Genomic DNA, 17,297 nt, shown 5'->3' on the forward strand with positions numbered 1-17,297 from the left:
TAACTGAATTTTCACATCCTGTCAGTGGTTTTGTTAGATAAACTGACAGGATTTTTAATTCGTAACCTTAGGGTTGGGAAAAGAATCTGACGATGAGATTGTGAATGCAAAAAGAACCGGGCAAGTGTCCGGTTCTTCAAGTTATTCTTAGTATTCTCCGTCAAATGGTGTGAATGGGATGTTAAATCTTCTTTCAACGGCACGCAGGCGTTGATTTACTCGTTGGAGTCGGCGGTCAAGTTGAGCTACTTGGCGTTGTAGTTGATCGATCTCCCGTTCTTGGCGTTCATTAGCCCTCTCCAATTGAGTAAGTCTGCGTTCAACCTGCTGTGGCTGTCTTGCAGGGTCATATTGTTCCGGTAAATAGGGATTAAATTGCTCAGGCTGTACAATGTTATTAAATGATTCTGGTTGCTCGTAGTAATTTACATGTTCAGGTTGACCATAGTAATTCATTTGTTCAGGTTGGACATAGACATTTTGATCAATCGGCATTTGGGACATTTGAGGCATTTGATAATAACCATACGGATTCATTTAGGCATCTCTCCTTATGTGGTAAATACCTTATAGATTATGTAGGTGTATGGAGGGAGTAACGGCGAATGCCCATTGATAGCCTCTGGCTATATGGATATACATCTCTAGGAGCTTTACCATAAAATAAAAAATGAGATGACTAAAGTCATCTCAGAATTGAAATTTTTATAGCTTTACGATGGTTCTTCCTCGTGCTTCACCTTTAAGAATTGAGGATAAATAATTGGGTAATTCTTCAAGAGTTACTTCCTTTGTCATTACTTTTAATAAATGATCTGGTTTAAAGTCAGTGGCCATCCGCTTCCACAAGGCCAGTCTAGTTTCCATTGGGCAATATACGGAATCAATACCGAGCAAATTTATGCCCCTTAGAATGAAAGGGAATACGGTTGTAGGGACATCGCCGCCACCAGTAAGACCGCTAACTGCCACAGAGCCGTTGTACGTTATTTTGCTAAGAATAGAGGCAAGTGTTTTGCCGCCAACTGGATCGACTGCAGCCGCCCAAAGCTGCTTATCTAACGCTCTGGTTTTTTCTCCTGTAACATCCTCACGGGAAAGAATCTCGCTCGCTCCTAAGTCAATGAGGAAATCATGTTCTGATTGTTTACCAGTACTTGCAACTACATGATAGCCACGTTTTGCAAGTATGGCTACAGCGATACTGCCAACCCCGCCTGTAGCACCAGTAACAAGAACACTTCCTTTATCAGGTGTTACTCCATTTTCCTCTAAGCGTTGAACGGATAATGCTGCGGTGAAACCAGCGGTACCGTAAACCATTGCTTCTATTAATGATAAACCCTCAGGCAATGGAACAACCCATTCAGCGGGAAGCTGGGCATATTCACTAAAGCCGCCATAATGAGAGACACCAATCTCATAACTAGTAGCAATCACTTCATCGCCTGCTTTAAAACGGGCATCATTCGAACGGATCACGACACCCGCTAAGTCGATTCCTGGAATGAAAGGGTAGGATCTGACAATTTTCCCATCAGGGGTACTCGCCAATTCATCCTTGTAGTTGATACTTGAATAGCCGACCTTGATTAGAACGTCACCCGCTGGAAGGTCTGGAATGGTTAATTCTTTTATGTTTACAGTAAAGTCACTTTCTGTTTTGTTAACGACTAATGCCTTAAATGGTTCGTTCATTTTTTAACCCCCTCTGAAATCTCGATTTGTTAAATATATCTAAACACCTGCAACTAATCAATGACAGGGAGGTGACAGGTATAAGGTTGACGTAGACCCAAAAGCCGCCTTCAGAGTTGAATGACTGAAGGCGGGCTGCCTCGTTTACTAAGCTAATCCACAATCTTGTATAACGCATGCATTCACATCCGTATAATTCTCGTCTGGTTAATTTTACTTATTTAGGATTTCCTTCATAGGAAATCCTGAATAAGTAATTCCACGAACAAAGAATAAATTGGTGATTTTCACAATATTGGAATTCGACAAAAGATATTATTGTGCGATTTTTAACACTTCAGTTTATTACAGTATTAATATAGTAAAATATTTAAAATATTGAATATAAACTCAAAACAGGTTATAATCATGTATATTCAAAATATTATTAATCTTTTTAAAAAATACTTTTTAGAAAAAATATTGGAGGTAGAAAAATGAAGCAATTAAAATTAGTTTCGACTGTATTAATGGTGGCACTTCTCTTAGTTCTTTCCGCCTGTGGAACGAGTAAAAGTACAAGTGGTACAAAAACAACGGGTGGGGATGCAGAAAAGAAAACATTACGTGTCGTTACAGATGCTGCCTATGCACCGTTTGAATACCAGGATAAAGGGGAAGTTGTCGGGTTTGATATCGACTTTATTAATGCAGTAGCAAAGGAAGCCGGCTATAAAATCAATGTGGAGCATGTTGGCTGGGATCCAATCTTCGTTGAATTAGATAAGAAAATCGCCGACATTGGAATTTCCTCTATCACGATTAACGATGAAAGAAAACAAAGCTATGATTTTTCAGTACCATACTTTTTATCAACTAACAAGATCCTCGTTCCAAAAGATAGCGACATTAAGAGTGCAGCCGATTTAAAAAATAATAAAACGATAGCTGTTCAAAATGCGACAACTGGACAAGAAGCGGTTGAAGGTCTTTTAGGCAAAAATAGTGATAAAATTAAAAAGTTTGAAAATAATAATCTAGCAATCTTAGAACTTAAAGGCGGCGGAGCAGATGCGGTCGTTGCTGATAACACGGTTATTGAGGAATATGTAAAAAACAACCCGAAAGATAATTTCGTGGTAATTGAGGATTCAGCTGCTTTTGCTAAGGAGTTTTACGGACTCATGTTTCCAAAAGACAGCAAGATTAAAGCAGACTTTGATAAGGCTGTGAAAGCAGTTATTGATAACGGAACCTATGCAGAAGTTTACAAGAAGTGGTTTAAAGTAGAACCGGATACACAGATCCTAAAGGATCAGCAGTAATATTGCTTAAGAAATTGCGTAACTCCTATTATAGCAGTTACGCAATTTTTGCTAGTTAGATTCATATAATTAGCTTGTTGTTAATAGGGGGATTTACGTATGGATTTTCGTTGGGATATTTTAGTCGAATATGCTCCTTTTTTTCTTAAGGGAACGATACTAACCATTGGGCTTTCAATCGCCAGTATTTTGATTGGTACCATTCTTGGCTTATTAGTTGGATTAGGGAAAATTATGAAAAATAAGCTCCTCGCTTGGCCTTTTACCATTTACATTACCTTTTTTCGAGGCACACCATTACTTGTTCAAATATTATTAATCCATTTTGCCGTTGTACCTCTTTTTCTAGATAAAACAAATCCCATTTTAGCTGCTATACTTACTTTATCTTTAAATGCTGCGGCATATATTGCTGAAATCTTCCGCGCAGGAATTCAATCGATTGATCGGGGGCAGATGGAGGCCGCTCGTTCTTTAGGGTTGAATCATGTACAAGCTATGCGGTTTATTATCCTTCCGCAAGCTTTTAAACGGATGATTCCACCACTTGGAAATGAATTTATTGTCTTAATCAAAGAGTCATCGCTGGCAGCTTTAATTGCAGCTCCTGAACTTATGTATTGGGGACGAGCGATGCAAGGACAATATTTCCGTGTCTGGGAACCGTATATTGCGGCAGCAGTAATTTATCTAGTGTTAACACTTTCCTTAAGCTTCCTGTTAAATCTTCTTGAAAGGAGGTTGGCAACCGAATGATTCAGGTGAAGAATTTAAAAAAATCCTTTGGCAAAAACGAGGTCCTCAAGGACATCAATGTGACGGTCAAGAATCAAGAGGTAGTCGTAGTAATCGGACCATCCGGTTCCGGAAAGTCGACTTTCCTTCGCTGCATAAATATGCTGGAAACGATTACGGGTGGTCATGTCTTAATTGAAGGCATCGATTTGACTGATAAAAATACAGACATCAATAAAGTAAGAACAGAAGTGGGCATGGTGTTTCAGCAATTCAATCTTTTTCCGCATAAAAAAGTCATTGATAATATTATGCTCGCACCCATGAAAGTAAGAAATATTCCCAAAGAAAAAGCAAGGGCTAAGGGTTTGGAGCTTTTACGTAAAGTCGGCTTAGAGGAAAAAGCAGATGCCTTTCCCGACTCTTTATCTGGAGGGCAAAAGCAGCGTGTTGCGATTGCAAGGGCACTAGCCATGGAACCGAAAATTATGCTTTTTGATGAACCAACTTCAGCGCTGGACCCAGAAATGGTCGGCGAGGTATTGGAGGTTATGAAGGACCTGGCTAAAGAAGGCATGACAATGGTGGTCGTCACACATGAAATGGGCTTTGCCAAAGAAGTGGGCGATCGGGTGATTTTTATGGATGGCGGTTTGATTGTCGAAGAAAATGTTCCAGTTGAATTATTTGATCACCCGAAGGAAGAACGAACGAAGGCGTTTTTAAGTAAAGTACTATAACCAAAAGGGAGGCGGAAAGGCCTCCCTTTTCCTATGCTAGTTTTCCTTGATTCCACTTACACTTCATTCATTATTCCACATCAAACACTTCTACGATTCGGTCTGCTTTTATCCTGTTTTGACAGAGTCTAAATAATTGTCCCAAAAATACTTCGACTTCAAATGGTGTAGCAGGCAGTTTGATTTGAACGGTTGTTGAACCGAACATTTGCTTAAAATAGGCTTTTCTTTGGTTATTTTTTCCGTCTCGTTTTAATGGTATGTATGACCAAACAATATATGAATCTCCGTTAATCTCTTGAATCTTTCTGATTTCAGCACAGGTAGTGGACCGGTCATGTGCATAAATGACTAAATAATAGTTGTCATTTCGATGCCAATCAATGAATACAAAATAATAGCCCGTATCGTTTTCTGGCCGGGTTACCTCATAGGCAGCTAATGTGGGTTTCCCGTTTGTCCATTGATGGAACTTCGGCAAGCTGCCACAGGTAATTTCTAGTTTTTTAATCCCATAGGACGATGGGTTAGAGGTCTCGATACAGTTTGCTAAAAAAATAGCTTGTTCTTTTTCCAACGAAGATTTCCCCTTTATGCATTTGAACCAATTATACGTTGAAAGTAGATTAAAAGGAAAGGATGTCCAAAATCAGCCTAAACTTATTTTTTACTGCAATGGAAAATGATATACTTTATTTATTGATTATTCTGAAAAATAGGAGGTTTCCCAATTTGAATTTTTATAAAGACGATGTACATTTTCAAGAATTGGTTAAAGAGTTACTCGATCCAGCCTTTTTCGAATTTGCAGACAAGGAACTGACAGTCTTTGGTGAGAAATGTGCTACTGATATTGATGCCCGGGCCAGGTTTACGGACCGGGAAGGACAGCCGCGCTTAAACAAATACGATGCGTACGGTGAAGATATTTCTGAAGTTTGGGTGAACGAAGGCTACAGGAGAACCGTTGAGGAAACTTACAATACCGGAATTGTCGGATATGTCCATAAAGAAATTCCAGCCCTCGGGGAAAAGGGAAATTACATTTACTCTTATGCACAAGGGTATCTGCTCTCACAAACAGAACCGGGATTCTATTGTCCCGTCACCTTGTCGATGGCCACTGCTTATTTACTTACCCAATATGCTTCTGACGAAATGAAGGAGCGGTTTTTGCCGCATGTTCTTTCAACAGGTGAGGTCCCACTCTATGAGGGAGCGACATTTTTAACAGAGCGCCAGGGCGGCTCTGATGTTGGCGCAAATGAAACAAAGGCTATTGAAGACGGTGACCACTTCAAACTTTATGGAGAAAAATACTTTGCCTCCAATGCTGGTATGTGCGGGGTGGCCATGGTTTTAGCACGGAAAGAAGAGGCGCCGTCCGGGACAAAGGGGCTGACTTTGTTTGCTGTTCCCTGGCATAAACCGGATGGCTCACTTAATGGAATTCGGATACGACGCTTAAAGGATAAGCTAGGCGTCAGGGCCGTCCCTTCTGCGGAGGTAGAATTTGAAGGCGCCGACGCTTTTGTGGTTGGCGATCCGGCGAAAGGCTTTTACTATATGATGGAAGCTCTTAATCTCTCAAGAGTCTGCAATGCTGTTGCCTCTTTAGGAATTATGAGAAGGGCCTATCATGAAGCAAAAGAGTATGCCTATAGAAGGGATGCGTTTGGAAGTAAACTCGTTGACTATCCAATGATCAAGGACACGCTGACACGTCTGGCTGTAAAGCTGGAAATTGAAACCCGGACCGTTTTCACCTATCTTCCATTGTTTGAGCGGGTCATGAATAATCAAGCAAGTCAGAAAGAAACTATTCTCAATCGACTCTATATCGCCCTTTTGAAAAAAGAAACAGCAGAACAAGCAATTCATTTTTCACACGAAGTGATTGAGATACACGGTGGGAATGGATATATCGAAGACTTCGTTACTCCGAGACTATTACGGGATGCCCAGGTCCTGACTGTCTGGGAAGGAACTGCCAATATTCTTGGGTTGGAGGTTCTAAGGTTAATCGAGAAGTATAAAGCAGAGGAACTGTTTTTAGAAGAGATGACTCAACGCTTACGGGGGGTTGCTCATTTGCCTTCTGAGTGGACTTATTTGATAGAAAATAAATTAATTCAATTACAAAACTTATCGAAATCATTACGTACGGCATCTACCGACCATAAAACCTTTCACTCGAAAAAGGCAGCCGAACTTATGGTGAAAATTTTTGAGAGTATTGTCGCACTGGAACAGGCAGCAAGTGGTGACCGTCGTGCGATCAAGGTAATGGAGGTATTTTTAGAGGAAACCTGGAAGTCTGCTTACTTATTTAATGAAGAAATGAGAACAGTCAATTATTTTGATGAAATTGTGTTGAATATAAAGAGTGAGAAACCGGTGACGGCAAGATAAATGATCACTAGTTAGGCTTGCCATTAAGGTGGCAGGCTTATTTTCCGCTTATAAATGATGGGGTTTCCAATTAATATCCAGTAAATGTCGTAAGTTTTGGAAAATATGTAATAAGCCACTGAAAATATGTAATAAGTTCCGAAAAAGATGTAATAAGAGTCCGAGAATATGTAATAAGTTCCGAAAAAGATGTAATAAGAGTCCGAGAATATGTAATAAGTCCCGAAACATATGTAATATGTCTCCAAAATGAAATACTATTGTCATCTTTTTTAAAAATTGCTCTGTTAGAATCGTATAATTGGGACTTATAATCAGATAATTGGTCGAATAGTATATAGAATAATTAGGCCTCTTTTCCATAAGAATGACAGAGAGTGGTTGTAATTGGAGGGAAAGATATGACGTTAGAGACACAATTAAAACAGAAAACGTATTATGAAATGTTCATTAATGAACATGAAAATATTCATCCGATTCAGGTGCTTGGTGAATTGTTTCAGGAAGAAGCGGTAAAGGACCTACCTGATTTATCCACGATTCGTTACGCGCAGGGTGAAGTATATTTCCATCATAAAGATTATGAGGCTGCCATTTTTAAGTGGGAGAATATTATCAATGAACTGGAACCGTGGGCGAAGAAAAATACAGCCGATGCTTATTATGAGTTAGGTCTATTATCAACGGCCGAAGATCTCTATTGTGCGATTGCGACTAATAATCTCACTTTAAATACAGAAGTAGCCTTACAATTATTTTCGTTGTATATCGAGCGTGGAAAGCTCGACTTAGCCTTAGCCGTGATTAAAAAAACAATCATCTCAAACCCGGATTATCCGAATGTAACAGAAATCGCGCGTAACTTTTTTGAGGAGCAGCAGGACTGGAATCATGCAGTTGAACTGGCAATAAACGAAGCAAAACGAACAGAATCATTAGAGTGGTATGAAATGCTTATTTCTTACGTGGAAAAGGGTGTGACAAGAAATCATGCGCCGAGTTATTTTTCCCAGGCATTATTTGAATTGTTCAGCCTGAATAAACCAATATTTGAAAGACTTGTTTCTACACTTTGGGACAGCTATAAGAATGATGAATCGTATTTTACCTGGATTAGAGAAATGAACCAACTGTTATTAAATCTGGATATCAACCAATCAGGAAACTTATCTGTTCTTTCGGGCCATCATAAGGAAGCATTTTTTAATTTAATTGATGGTAGGTATTTCATTAAAAGTCTGCAGGATTTTATTCCCGACTTCCTGACCAACTGGTTACGACTAGCGGATCGTAAAGATACCGTGCTTGCAGCCGCGGCTGTTCTCTCATGGAATGAGCTTTTTCCGGCTAGCATCAGTATGTCAATCGTAAGTGATGCTGAAAAATTAATTAGCATGACGGAATCTGATATGGACGAATTAGAAGAGTGCCTGACACTATTTCATGCGATAACGAATTGGGCACAATCGAGTGAGATGGGTGAGAATCATCGTGTAAAATGGATTGTCCAGAAGTTAGTCGATTTTGACACGCAGCATCTTCTTATTACCGGGTTAGGCGGAAGTGGGAAATCGACGTTTGTTAACTTAGTGCTTGGAGAAGATTTACAGGACAGTCCAACCTCTTCGTTGGTGATGTTTAAAGATTCAACGGAAGAAGAAATCACGGAAATTACAGACCGAGAGATTACAAGTTTATCCGGTTTTTCCGATTTTCAAGAACGGATGGACCGCCGCCGTAATGCCTTGGAATCGATGATTGAATTTAAGCGCCCAAATGCCTTTTTGCAGGAAAATAAGGTTGCGCTCATTGATACTCCCGGATTAAAAGGAAACTATAATGACTCCTATGAAGTATTGAAGAATCTGCAATTGGCCGATACCGTCTTGTTTGTACTCGATGCCAACGCACCGTTTACAGATAAGGAACGAACAGTCCTTGCGAAAATCCAAGAGTTAGCACCTGATATTCCTGTCCATTTTCTGCTCAGTAAGACGGATACGCTAGTCAATGAGCAAGAAGCGATAAGAGTTTTCGATGAAACCAGGACGAGAATTCAATCCTATTTACCTGATGCGGAAGTGTTCGCTTTTTCTTCGCAATATGAAAGCAGCCAACAGTTAAAGGACTTAAAAGAGTTTATCCAATCGATTAAAAATACAAGAAACATCGAAGACAAACGTCTGGCAAAGCTATTATTCTTTATCCGAACCACAATCGCCGGTCTCATGCAAAAACGGCTGGAAGTTGAAAATCAATTGGTAGAATCGGTCCGCTGGAACGAGGAAATGCTACAGAAGTTAACGGGTGCCGTTAATCAATTGAAGGATACGGAGACACAAAAAACAAAAGCCGTTGTACAGTCATACCGTGCCATCAAAGAGACAATCGAAAAGGATATTGCAGTGACCGTTCCAAAAATGCTTCAAGAGTGTTCTACTTCTATAAAAGAAGACAGCAATTTTAGCAAGATTCACTTAGAACTTAATGATGAGATGAATAAAAGACTAGAGGAGTACCTAGATCAGACAGTACTGCCTAAATATTACCGCTTGCTCCAAGAGTGGATTGAGGGCTGTAATGAGGAGTTCGTGCAGAGTCAGGAATTTTTGAATGAAATCGGTGAAAGTTTTAATCACATGTATGGGGAAGAACGCCTCGTCCTTGATTGTGATTTCAAGGTGCTTGATGATTGGCACCGCGATACTGATCGAATGACAAGTCGCTTCCAACTGGAAACGATCAATATTCTACTGCGCAGAACACCTTCGCAATTTTTACTAAAAAGCGCTGGGAAGTTGTTTGGTGCCCTGTCACAAAATAAGGCACTCCTCTTTAATAAATACAAAGCTTTTGTAGAAAATGAGGATTATATTGAGGCTATTTCAGCAGTCAATCAACAGTTTTTCCGGCAATTTGAGCTGTTTGAAAAATCATTGGAACGAGATGTTATCCTATTTTTCAAGAATCCATTGAATTTGTTAAATCGTTCAGCGGAAGAAGCTCGTTCAGGAATTCAGACGAACCAAGAAATGCTGACGAATATGAATACCAATCCTGAAATGTTCCGCGATCCTTTAACGCTGTTTGAAGTTAGGCTGCGTCAATTTGAATGGATGACCGTAGCAGGCAAAGGCATGCAAACCATATACTAACTGTCCAGAAGAAGGAGGATGTCCACATACATCCTCCTTCTCTTCATTTTAGAAAAAATTGTCGTTGAAATTCCTTTGCCCAAATTCCAATAAAATGGTAGCCTAGTAATAATCTGCTTTAAAGGAGGGAAAACGAGTGATTAAGGTAACGGGTACACAAACTGCAGCAAAAGTATTTTCCAACTACCCGCAGGAAACTGCTCTTGAGCAAATTCAAGAGTTGTGCAATCAAGCTTTTTTAAAGGACACAAAGATTAGTATTATGCCAGACTATCATGCTGGAAAAGGTTGTGTGATTGGAACGACCATCCAGCTTCAGGATAAGGTTGTGCCGAACCTTGTTGGTGTTGACGTAGGCTGCGGCGTGTTAACTGTTAAGCTGCAGGATAAAAAAGTTGATTTTAATAAGTTGGATCAAGTGATCCGTACGTTTGTCCCGAGTGGACAGGAGATTCATACCGATGAAACAGTCGGGTTTATAAATACGAATTTTCCCGCCATTCAAGAATTTAAGGCAGAGCATATATTGAGTGAGGATCGAAGCCGTTATAGTTTAGGGACGCTGGGCGGAGGTAACCATTTTATTGAAGTCTCAGTTGATTCCAATGGCTATCACTATTTAACCATACACACCGGAAGCCGCTATGTTGGGGCGAAGATCGCCACCTATTATCAAAAAGTAGCTATCTCAAACCTTCGTCAGCAGGATTTAACTGATGCCATTGACCAATTGAAGGCACAAGGACGTCAAAAGGAAATCCAAGCAATGATTCAAAGCTATAAAGAAAAGAATCCTGTCATTCCGAATGATCTCGCCTATTTAGAAGGAGAGGATTTTGATCACTATATACATGACATGAAGTTAGCCCAAGCCTTTGCAAAAGCAAACCGCGAAGAAATTGCCAGAGCGATTACGGAAAATATGGGATTTGAGGAGAATGACCGCTTTGATACGGTCCACAATTATATCGACACCGAGAACTTGATTTTACGAAAAGGGGCCGTTTCCGCGCAAAGAAGAGAACGACTTATTATTCCGATAAATATGAGAGACGGGTCGATTTTAGCCGTCGGTAAAGGGAATGAGGATTGGAATTATTCGGCACCGCATGGGGCAGGCCGCGTCTTGAGCAGGACGAAAGCGATGAAAACTCTCAACATGGACGACTTTCATCAAACAATGAAGGGTGTCTGGACAACATCTGTTTCAGAAGAAACCTTAGATGAGGCACCAATGGCCTATAAGTCCATGAATGAAATTTTGGAAAAGGTCGAAGAAACCGTTGAGATTGCTGAATTCATTAAACCGGTCTATAAAGCGAGTGAAAAGTTTACACTTGGTCGATTTAAAAAATGATAGAGCTAACAAAGGGGAACGGGTGGGGGAAAAGATGAAACATAAAATATTATTAGTTGAAGATGACGTGGCCATTAGTGAAATGGTTCAAGGTCAATTTGCCAAAGAAGGTTTTGAAGTGATACCGGCATTCGATGGGGAAGAGGCACTAGAGGTGTTTGCAGCAGATACGTTTGACTTGATTCTTCTTGACTTAATGCTGCCCAAACTTGATGGTATGGAATTTTTAAAGATCATTCGCGAGAAAAGTATGATTCCAGTTCTGATCATGTCAGCAAAGGATGGAGACTTGGATAAAGCATTAGGGTTAGGCTTTGGGGCGGATGATTATATTGCGAAGCCATTTTCGATGATTGAACTAACAGCAAGGGTAAAAGCAGCCATTAGAAGAGCGACCGACTATTCCCGTACAGAACAAAAGCAAGCGAAAAAAGTGCTGATTGTTGGAAATCTGAAGATAGACTTAGATAATTTTTCGGCACAGAAAAACGGAAAAGAAATAAAGTTAACAGCCAAAGAGTTTCATATTTTAAAGCTATTTATCTCTCATCCAAGCCGTGTCTATACAAAGGCACAAATTTATAGTTTAGTCTGGGAAGATGAGTATTATGGTGATGAAAATGTGATTAACGTCCATATGAGACGGCTGCGGGAAAAAATTGAAGATGACCCCTCCTCTCCCCAATATATCAAAACATTATGGGGAATTGGCTATAAGCTTGGAGAGTTTTAAATGATGGTCATTTTTTTACTCCTTATCATATTCATGTTAGCATTGCTTAACTTTTTGCAATATCGATGCAAAAGACATCGCCAAGAAAATTTAACCTATATCCACAAAAGGCTGAAACGGATGATCGATGCAAAAACGGATGAAAAACTCTTATTACATACGGATAATACGGATGTTAAACAGCTATTAATTGAAATCAATCGACTGTTAGAACATAACCAAAAAATGATGGCCAACTACAATAAAACGGAAATTTCAATGCGGAAGATGCTCTCGAATATCTCCCATGATTTAAAAACACCGCTGACAGTAGTCCTTGGTTATATCGAGATTATGTTGAATGATTCCAATAGAAGTAATCAAAAAGCCGAGGTACTTCTAGAGAAAATCCATGATAAAACAGGGGAAGTCTTGGATCTCATTAAGAAGTTTTTTGATTTAGCCAAACTTGAATCTGGCGATAAGGATATTCCTCTTACAAGGGTGAACATGAATGAACTGTGCCGAAAAAATATTTTAAATTTTTATGAGGTCCTAACCTTAAAAGGCTTTGATGTCGGAATCGAACTACCCGAAGAAAATCTTTATGCGCTAGCCAATGAGGAAGAACTTGACCGTGTGTTTCATAACTTAATTTCGAATGCCATCCAATACGGCGCGGCGGGAAAAGTACTTGGATTAATGCTTCGAAGTGATGAGCAATCTGTTTATGTGGACGTGTGGGATAAAGGAAAAGGCATTAGTGAACTCCATAAGGATTTGGTGTTTGAAAGAATGTACACACTTGAAGATTCAAGAAATAAATCCTTTCAAGGAAGCGGTCTAGGATTAACCATTACCAAAAGGCTAGTTGAAAAAATGGATGGTCAAATCCTCCTCACCAGCAAGCCATACGAAAAAACAACATTTACGGTAAAACTGAAACGAATTACATATTAAAACAACGAAGGGTGCCTCATTTAGAGACATCCTTTCTTTCTTAAGATTTTTGTAAGATTTGATTAATAAAAAAGAAAACTCTACTGACTAGAATAAAAGTAGTTAAAGATGAAGGGGAGCTGAAATCAATGAGTTTTGTAATAAAAACCAATCAACTGACTAAGTCCTATAAGGGTAAGGAAATTATTACCAAAGTTAATATGAAGGTAAAAAAAGGCGAAATCTATGGATTCCTTGGACCAAACGGTGCAGGTAAAACTACCATCATGAAGATGCTTACCAATTTAGTCAAACCTACAAGCGGTGAAATTGAAATTTTTGGTGAAAAATTGACCAACACCTCCTATGAAGTATTAAAGCGGATGGGCACGATTATCGAATACCCTGTATTCTATGACCGGCTGACTGCCAGGGAAAACCTGGAGTTGCACTGCGAATATATGGGCTATTATGACAAAAAGGCAATTGACTCAGCCTTGGATTTAGTTAAATTAACAAACATCGAAGATAAGTCGGTTAAGGAGTTTTCACTTGGGATGAAACAGCGGTTGGGAATCGCACGTGCAATCATCACCAAACCGGAATTATTGATTCTGGATGAACCAATTAACGGCCTTGATCCGGTAGGGATTAAAGAGCTTCGCGATCTTTTTCATATGCTTTGTCGTGAGTATGGAATGACGATGTTGATATCATCCCATATTCTCGGTGAAATTGAACAAATCGCCGATACTATTGGAGTCATTCGTGACGGAGAATTAATCAAAGAGGTTTCAATGGAAGAAATCCATCAACAAAATATGGATTATATTGAATTAACCGTGAATGATGTGAATAAAGCGGTTTATGTATTAGAGGAAGAACTCCGTTTAACGAATTTTAAAGTAGTCGATGGGTCAAGATTCAGAATCTATGATACGGGAAGTACTCAATCTGAAATATCGAAGACACTTATTCTAAATGGGGTCCTGATTGAGGAAATCAATAAAAAGAACCACTCACTCGAAGATTATTTCATCACATTAATTAATGGGGGCGGAATCAGTGCGTAAATTAATCAGTCTTGAAATAAAAAAGTTTAAACTATTGTCCTACTTAAAAAGTGTGTTAATTGCTGATATTGTGATCATGGGATTGCTTTGTTTGATTTATTTTGCCGATAAGAGCGAGGGAAGTGTCGCCTTTGCCAGCTATGAAATGGCGTTTGAAGCAATAGGAAGCATAATCAGTCCAACCTTTATTATCTTTGCTGCGGTACTGATCTCAAGAATCATCATTGATGAATATAAAAGTAATTCGATTATCTTGCTCTTCATGTATCCGATTAGCCGTAAAAAATTTATGGTTGCAAAGTTAATCATTGTTGCTTGCTTCACCTTCTTAACGATTTTTGTATCGAATCTCTTAATTGGAAGCTTGTTTTATTTAACTGATTCCTTTTTACACTTTGTACCTAAGGCACTAACCGTCGCGGTCTTAAAGGATGGATTGATAAGCATGACCCTTGGAGCAATTGCCGCTACTGGTTTGGCACTCATTCCATTGTATTTTGGAATGAGGAAAAAATCTGTTCCGGCTACAATTGTCTCAAGTATTGTTTTGGTTTCGCTTTCCAATTCCTCGGTCGATAACGTTAATCTTTTCTCGTTTTTCGTTGTATCGATCTTACTTGCTCTAGCAGGCTGTCTCATCGCTTATTTCTCGTTTAGGAATATTGAAAAAGTAGATATAAACTAGCTTAACAAAAATGGCCGCCCAGTCAATTGGGCAGCCATTTTTGTAATACTTTCAAAAGCAAATCCAGTCGAATAACACCTTTATTAATATCCTTTTGAAAAATTAACTAGATTTATCGGTGGAACCTCACCTGAAAGATAAGCTTTTAAGTTAGGTATCAAGATATTTTCAATCACTCGCTGATTATAGTGTTCGGTCGCTCCGGAGGTGTGAGGGGTGACAATCACATTTTCCATCTCCCAGAACGGGCTATCAGGACTTAACGGTTCGGTTTCAAATACATCGAGTCCTGCCCCGGCAATGGTTCCTTCCATTAATGCCTGGATCAGGTCCGCTTCCACGACAATTTCACCCCGACCAATATTAATAAAGAAGGCGGAACTCTTCATTAGTTTAAATTGACCCGCCCCAAACAATTGATAGGTTTCCTTCGTAAGCGGTAACGTAACTACCACATAATCACAGATTGGAAGCAGCTGATCTAATTGGTCTGGAGTAAACATTTCATCTACATAGTCAGCCGGCTTTCCGGAGTGCCTGACACCAAGCACGCGCATGCCGAATGCTTTAGCGATTTTCGCTGTTTCGTTTCCAATCGTCCCGACGCCGATAATTCCAATTGTTTTTTCATGCATTTCCAGTCCCATATGTGCATGATGCCACGTTTTCTGTTGTTGGTTTTTAACATAGGTATGAATTTTTCGCGTTAAGGCGAGCATCAAGCCAAAAATGGTCTCAGAAATTGGGTAGGCATGTACGCCATTGGCACTTGTTAGGAAGATGTTTCTAGCATTCAGTTCATCCAGTGGTAAGCTATTAACGCCAGCACTCCAAGTTTGAAGCCACTTTAGCTTTGATTCCGGGGTGAGACAATATTCTTCTAACCCGTTTTTCCAACCAGCGATGATTTCAGCATCCTTAACATGATCCTGCCAAATATGTTTATCTTTGCCGGCAAACAATTCCCATTCAGGAATAAGCGCCTGGATTTGTTCACGGTGATGTGGTTCGATATTGCGGGTGATAACCATTTTTTTCATAGGTAAGGATTCCTCCGTTTAAACAATATATACTTTAATTATGATAACTGAATCTTTAGGAAATGGTAAGATTTTTGTTTACTAGTATCAAAGACAAGGAGCAAGATCTTGTGAAAAAAACAGAACTACCAATAACAAGTTCATTAGATAAAAGTGTTCATTATTTGGTCACTTTCCAACATGCTCTGTCCAAACAACAAACAATTTAGTTTTAACTTAAATCGCAGCGTATAAATTTCAGCGGAACTCACATTTGGCATAATTCTTGCGAATAATTCAAATAAGATTTTTTAGGGGGGAAAATATATATGCAAATTAATACTTGCAAAGCAGTTGTTACAGGAGGTGCTTCAGGACTTGGGGAGGCAACGGTACGAAACATTGTTAGAAATGGCGGGAGGGCCGTTATTTTTGACCAATCTGAAGAAAATGGTGTAAGGCTCCAAAACGACTTGGAGGAAGCAGTTTTATTTATTAAAGCGAATGTGACAATAGAAGAAGACATCCAGGCCGCAGTCGAGCAAGCATCTGAGTTTATGGGTGGTGTGAATACAGTCGTGAACTGTGCAGGAATTGGCATAGGGGAGAAAGTACTCGGGAGAAATGGTTTGCATAATCTTTCTCTTTTTTCTAAAGTCATCAATGTGAATTTAATCGGTACATTCAATGTGATTCGGATTGCTGCTGAGAAGATGACTCTAAATGAAGTGAATGAACAAGGTGAAAGGGGCGTAATTATTAATACTGCTTCAATTGCCGCTTTTGATGGGCAAATCGGCCAGGCTGCCTATAGTGCCTCTAAAGGCGGGATTGTCGGAATGACCCTGCCAATCGCAAGAGAATTAGCCCGCTACGGGATTCGCGTAATGACGATTGCCCCGGGGCTATTCCACACACCGATGTTTGATACACTTCCGCAAGAGGCGAAAGATTCACTTGGAAAAATGGTGCCATTCCCATCAAGGCTGGGACACCCGAGTGAATATGCACAGCTCGTCCAAAGCATCGTTGAAAATTCGATGCTAAATGGAGAAACCATCCGGCTTGACGGAGCCATTCGAATGCAGCCAAAATAAAAGTGCTTAGAGATAAGGGGAATTCCATTGGGAATCCCCCTCACCCCATTACCCTCCAAAGAATAGGTCAATAATATTTGAAGCAGTGGAGGTTTTTTTGTTGTAAAACTCTGAGTAACCGCAGTTTTTGCAAAAGACAACCGTAAAGGTATTGTGTTGAAGGTCAAACATCTTTGATAGACCCGTTCCTGTCATTGCTACATCTTTCGTACCTGTATCCCTGCTGCCACATTTAATACAGCCTTTTTCACTCATGATCTCACTCCTCGAATGGATTCCTCTTTTTATTTACGATGAATGCGGATAAAAGTTCCCATATATAATAGATTTTGTTAAATATTCAAAAATATCCTTCACTTTTGTTACAATAT

At 39.6% G+C, this 17,297-nt stretch carries 16 protein-coding genes; 11 read left to right on the plus strand and 5 right to left on the minus strand.

Annotation, left to right across the window (positions count from 1 at the left end; all coding sequences use genetic code 11):
* Positions 1–147: 147 nt before the first annotated feature.
* Complete coding sequence (locus tag BDR01S_RS13380; protein ID WP_066363190.1) at positions 148–537, minus strand: hypothetical protein; 390 nt, start codon at positions 535–537, stop codon at positions 148–150.
* Positions 538–705: 168 nt separating this feature from the next.
* Positions 706–1,698 (minus strand): NADPH:quinone oxidoreductase family protein, encoded by a 993-nt coding sequence (locus tag BDR01S_RS13385; protein ID WP_066251088.1) that lies wholly within the window; start codon positions 1,696–1,698, stop codon positions 706–708.
* A gap of 476 nt (positions 1,699–2,174) precedes the next feature.
* Here BDR01S_RS13385 and BDR01S_RS13390 point away from each other — a divergent pair, with 476 nt between their 5' ends.
* From BDR01S_RS13390 to BDR01S_RS13400, 3 genes are all read left to right on the plus strand, one after another.
* Positions 2,175–3,002 (plus strand): basic amino acid ABC transporter substrate-binding protein, encoded by an 828-nt coding sequence (locus tag BDR01S_RS13390; protein WP_066251090.1) that lies wholly within the window; start codon positions 2,175–2,177, stop codon positions 3,000–3,002.
* Positions 3,003–3,101: 99 nt separating this feature from the next.
* Positions 3,102–3,758 carry an amino acid ABC transporter permease gene (locus BDR01S_RS13395; RefSeq protein WP_066251092.1) on the plus strand — a complete coding sequence of 219 codons (657 nt, stop codon included), beginning with the start codon at positions 3,102–3,104 and terminating at the stop codon, positions 3,756–3,758.
* Complete coding sequence (locus BDR01S_RS13400; protein WP_066251095.1) at positions 3,755–4,477, plus strand: amino acid ABC transporter ATP-binding protein; 723 nt, start codon at positions 3,755–3,757, stop codon at positions 4,475–4,477. The genes BDR01S_RS13395 and BDR01S_RS13400 overlap by 4 nt, the downstream gene beginning before the upstream one ends.
* Before the next feature lie 70 nt (positions 4,478–4,547).
* Here BDR01S_RS13400 and BDR01S_RS13405 read toward each other — a convergent pair whose 3' ends face one another.
* A complete protein-coding gene (locus BDR01S_RS13405) occupies positions 4,548–5,054 on the minus strand; it encodes a hypothetical protein (RefSeq protein ID WP_066251099.1) in 507 nt (168 codons plus the stop codon).
* A gap of 98 nt (positions 5,055–5,152) precedes the next feature.
* Here BDR01S_RS13405 and BDR01S_RS13410 point away from each other — a divergent pair, with 98 nt between their 5' ends.
* The 7 genes from BDR01S_RS13410 (at position 5,153) to BDR01S_RS13440 (ending at position 14,810) form a co-directional block, all read left to right on the plus strand.
* Positions 5,153–6,889, plus strand: coding sequence for an acyl-CoA dehydrogenase family protein (locus tag BDR01S_RS13410; protein WP_066259702.1), 1,737 nt, complete (start codon positions 5,153–5,155; stop codon positions 6,887–6,889).
* A gap of 401 nt (positions 6,890–7,290) precedes the next feature.
* Positions 7,291–10,044 carry a dynamin family protein gene (locus BDR01S_RS13415; protein ID WP_066251101.1) on the plus strand — a complete coding sequence of 918 codons (2,754 nt, stop codon included), beginning with the start codon at positions 7,291–7,293 and terminating at the stop codon, positions 10,042–10,044.
* A gap of 136 nt (positions 10,045–10,180) precedes the next feature.
* Entirely contained in the window at positions 10,181–11,401 is a 1,221-nt protein-coding gene (locus BDR01S_RS13420) for an RtcB family protein (protein ID WP_066251103.1), read from the plus strand.
* Positions 11,402–11,435: 34 nt separating this feature from the next.
* Positions 11,436–12,134, plus strand: coding sequence for a response regulator transcription factor (locus BDR01S_RS13425; protein ID WP_066251105.1), 699 nt, complete (start codon positions 11,436–11,438; stop codon positions 12,132–12,134).
* A gap of 3 nt (positions 12,135–12,137) precedes the next feature.
* Complete coding sequence (locus BDR01S_RS13430; protein ID WP_066259703.1) at positions 12,138–13,073, plus strand: sensor histidine kinase; 936 nt, start codon at positions 12,138–12,140, stop codon at positions 13,071–13,073.
* 128 nt (positions 13,074–13,201) lie between these two features.
* Positions 13,202–14,125, plus strand: a complete 924-nt coding sequence (locus BDR01S_RS13435) for an ABC transporter ATP-binding protein (protein WP_066251106.1) — start codon at positions 13,202–13,204, stop codon at positions 14,123–14,125.
* Entirely contained in the window at positions 14,118–14,810 is a 693-nt protein-coding gene (locus BDR01S_RS13440) for an ABC transporter permease (protein WP_066363193.1), read from the plus strand. The genes BDR01S_RS13435 and BDR01S_RS13440 overlap by 8 nt, the downstream gene beginning before the upstream one ends.
* Before the next feature lie 83 nt (positions 14,811–14,893).
* On the opposite strand, the gene BDR01S_RS13445 is transcribed toward BDR01S_RS13440, so the two are convergent.
* Positions 14,894–15,850: a D-2-hydroxyacid dehydrogenase gene (locus tag BDR01S_RS13445; RefSeq protein ID WP_066251112.1), complete on the minus strand. Its 957-nt coding sequence runs from the start codon at positions 15,848–15,850 to the stop codon at positions 14,894–14,896.
* Positions 15,851–16,158: 308 nt separating this feature from the next.
* Here BDR01S_RS13445 and BDR01S_RS13450 point away from each other — a divergent pair, with 308 nt between their 5' ends.
* Entirely contained in the window at positions 16,159–16,926 is a 768-nt protein-coding gene (locus BDR01S_RS13450; RefSeq protein ID WP_066251114.1) for a 3-hydroxyacyl-CoA dehydrogenase, read from the plus strand.
* Positions 16,927–16,974: 48 nt separating this feature from the next.
* Here the strand turns inward: BDR01S_RS13450 and BDR01S_RS13455 are convergent, their stop codons facing one another.
* The gene (locus BDR01S_RS13455; protein WP_066251116.1) at positions 16,975–17,181 is read right to left on the minus strand and encodes a zinc ribbon domain-containing protein; all 207 of its coding nucleotides are present in this window, start codon (positions 17,179–17,181) and stop codon (positions 16,975–16,977) included.
* Positions 17,182–17,297 lie beyond the last annotated feature (116 nt).

It is taken from the genome of Neobacillus drentensis NBRC 102427 (assembly GCF_001591445.1).
Classification (GTDB): Bacteria; Bacillota; Bacilli; order Bacillales; family Cytobacillaceae; genus Neobacillus; species Neobacillus drentensis.

Excerpts from the sequence above, each read along its gene's own strand:
- BDR01S_RS13380 (WP_066363190.1), bottom strand. The coding sequence starts at position 537 with ATGAATCCGTATGGTTATTATCAAATGCCTCAAATGTCCCAAATGCCG.
- BDR01S_RS13385 (WP_066251088.1), bottom strand. The coding sequence starts at position 1,698 with ATGAACGAACCATTTAAGGCATTAGTCGTTAACAAAACAGAAAGTGAC.
- BDR01S_RS13390 (WP_066251090.1), top strand. The coding sequence starts at position 2,175 with ATGAAGCAATTAAAATTAGTTTCGACTGTATTAATGGTGGCACTTCTC.
- BDR01S_RS13395 (WP_066251092.1), top strand. The coding sequence starts at position 3,102 with ATGGATTTTCGTTGGGATATTTTAGTCGAATATGCTCCTTTTTTTCTT.
- BDR01S_RS13400 (WP_066251095.1), top strand. The coding sequence starts at position 3,755 with ATGATTCAGGTGAAGAATTTAAAAAAATCCTTTGGCAAAAACGAGGTC.
- BDR01S_RS13410 (WP_066259702.1), top strand. The coding sequence starts at position 5,153 with ATGGAAAATGATATACTTTATTTATTGATTATTCTGAAAAATAGGAGG.
- BDR01S_RS13415 (WP_066251101.1), top strand. The coding sequence starts at position 7,291 with ATGACGTTAGAGACACAATTAAAACAGAAAACGTATTATGAAATGTTC.
- BDR01S_RS13425 (WP_066251105.1), top strand. The coding sequence starts at position 11,436 with ATGAAACATAAAATATTATTAGTTGAAGATGACGTGGCCATTAGTGAA.
- BDR01S_RS13430 (WP_066259703.1), top strand. The coding sequence starts at position 12,138 with ATGGTCATTTTTTTACTCCTTATCATATTCATGTTAGCATTGCTTAAC.
- BDR01S_RS13435 (WP_066251106.1), top strand. The coding sequence starts at position 13,202 with ATGAGTTTTGTAATAAAAACCAATCAACTGACTAAGTCCTATAAGGGT.
- BDR01S_RS13445 (WP_066251112.1), bottom strand. The coding sequence starts at position 15,850 with ATGAAAAAAATGGTTATCACCCGCAATATCGAACCACATCACCGTGAA.
- BDR01S_RS13450 (WP_066251114.1), top strand. The coding sequence starts at position 16,159 with ATGCAAATTAATACTTGCAAAGCAGTTGTTACAGGAGGTGCTTCAGGA.
- BDR01S_RS13455 (WP_066251116.1), bottom strand. The coding sequence starts at position 17,181 with ATGAGTGAAAAAGGCTGTATTAAATGTGGCAGCAGGGATACAGGTACG.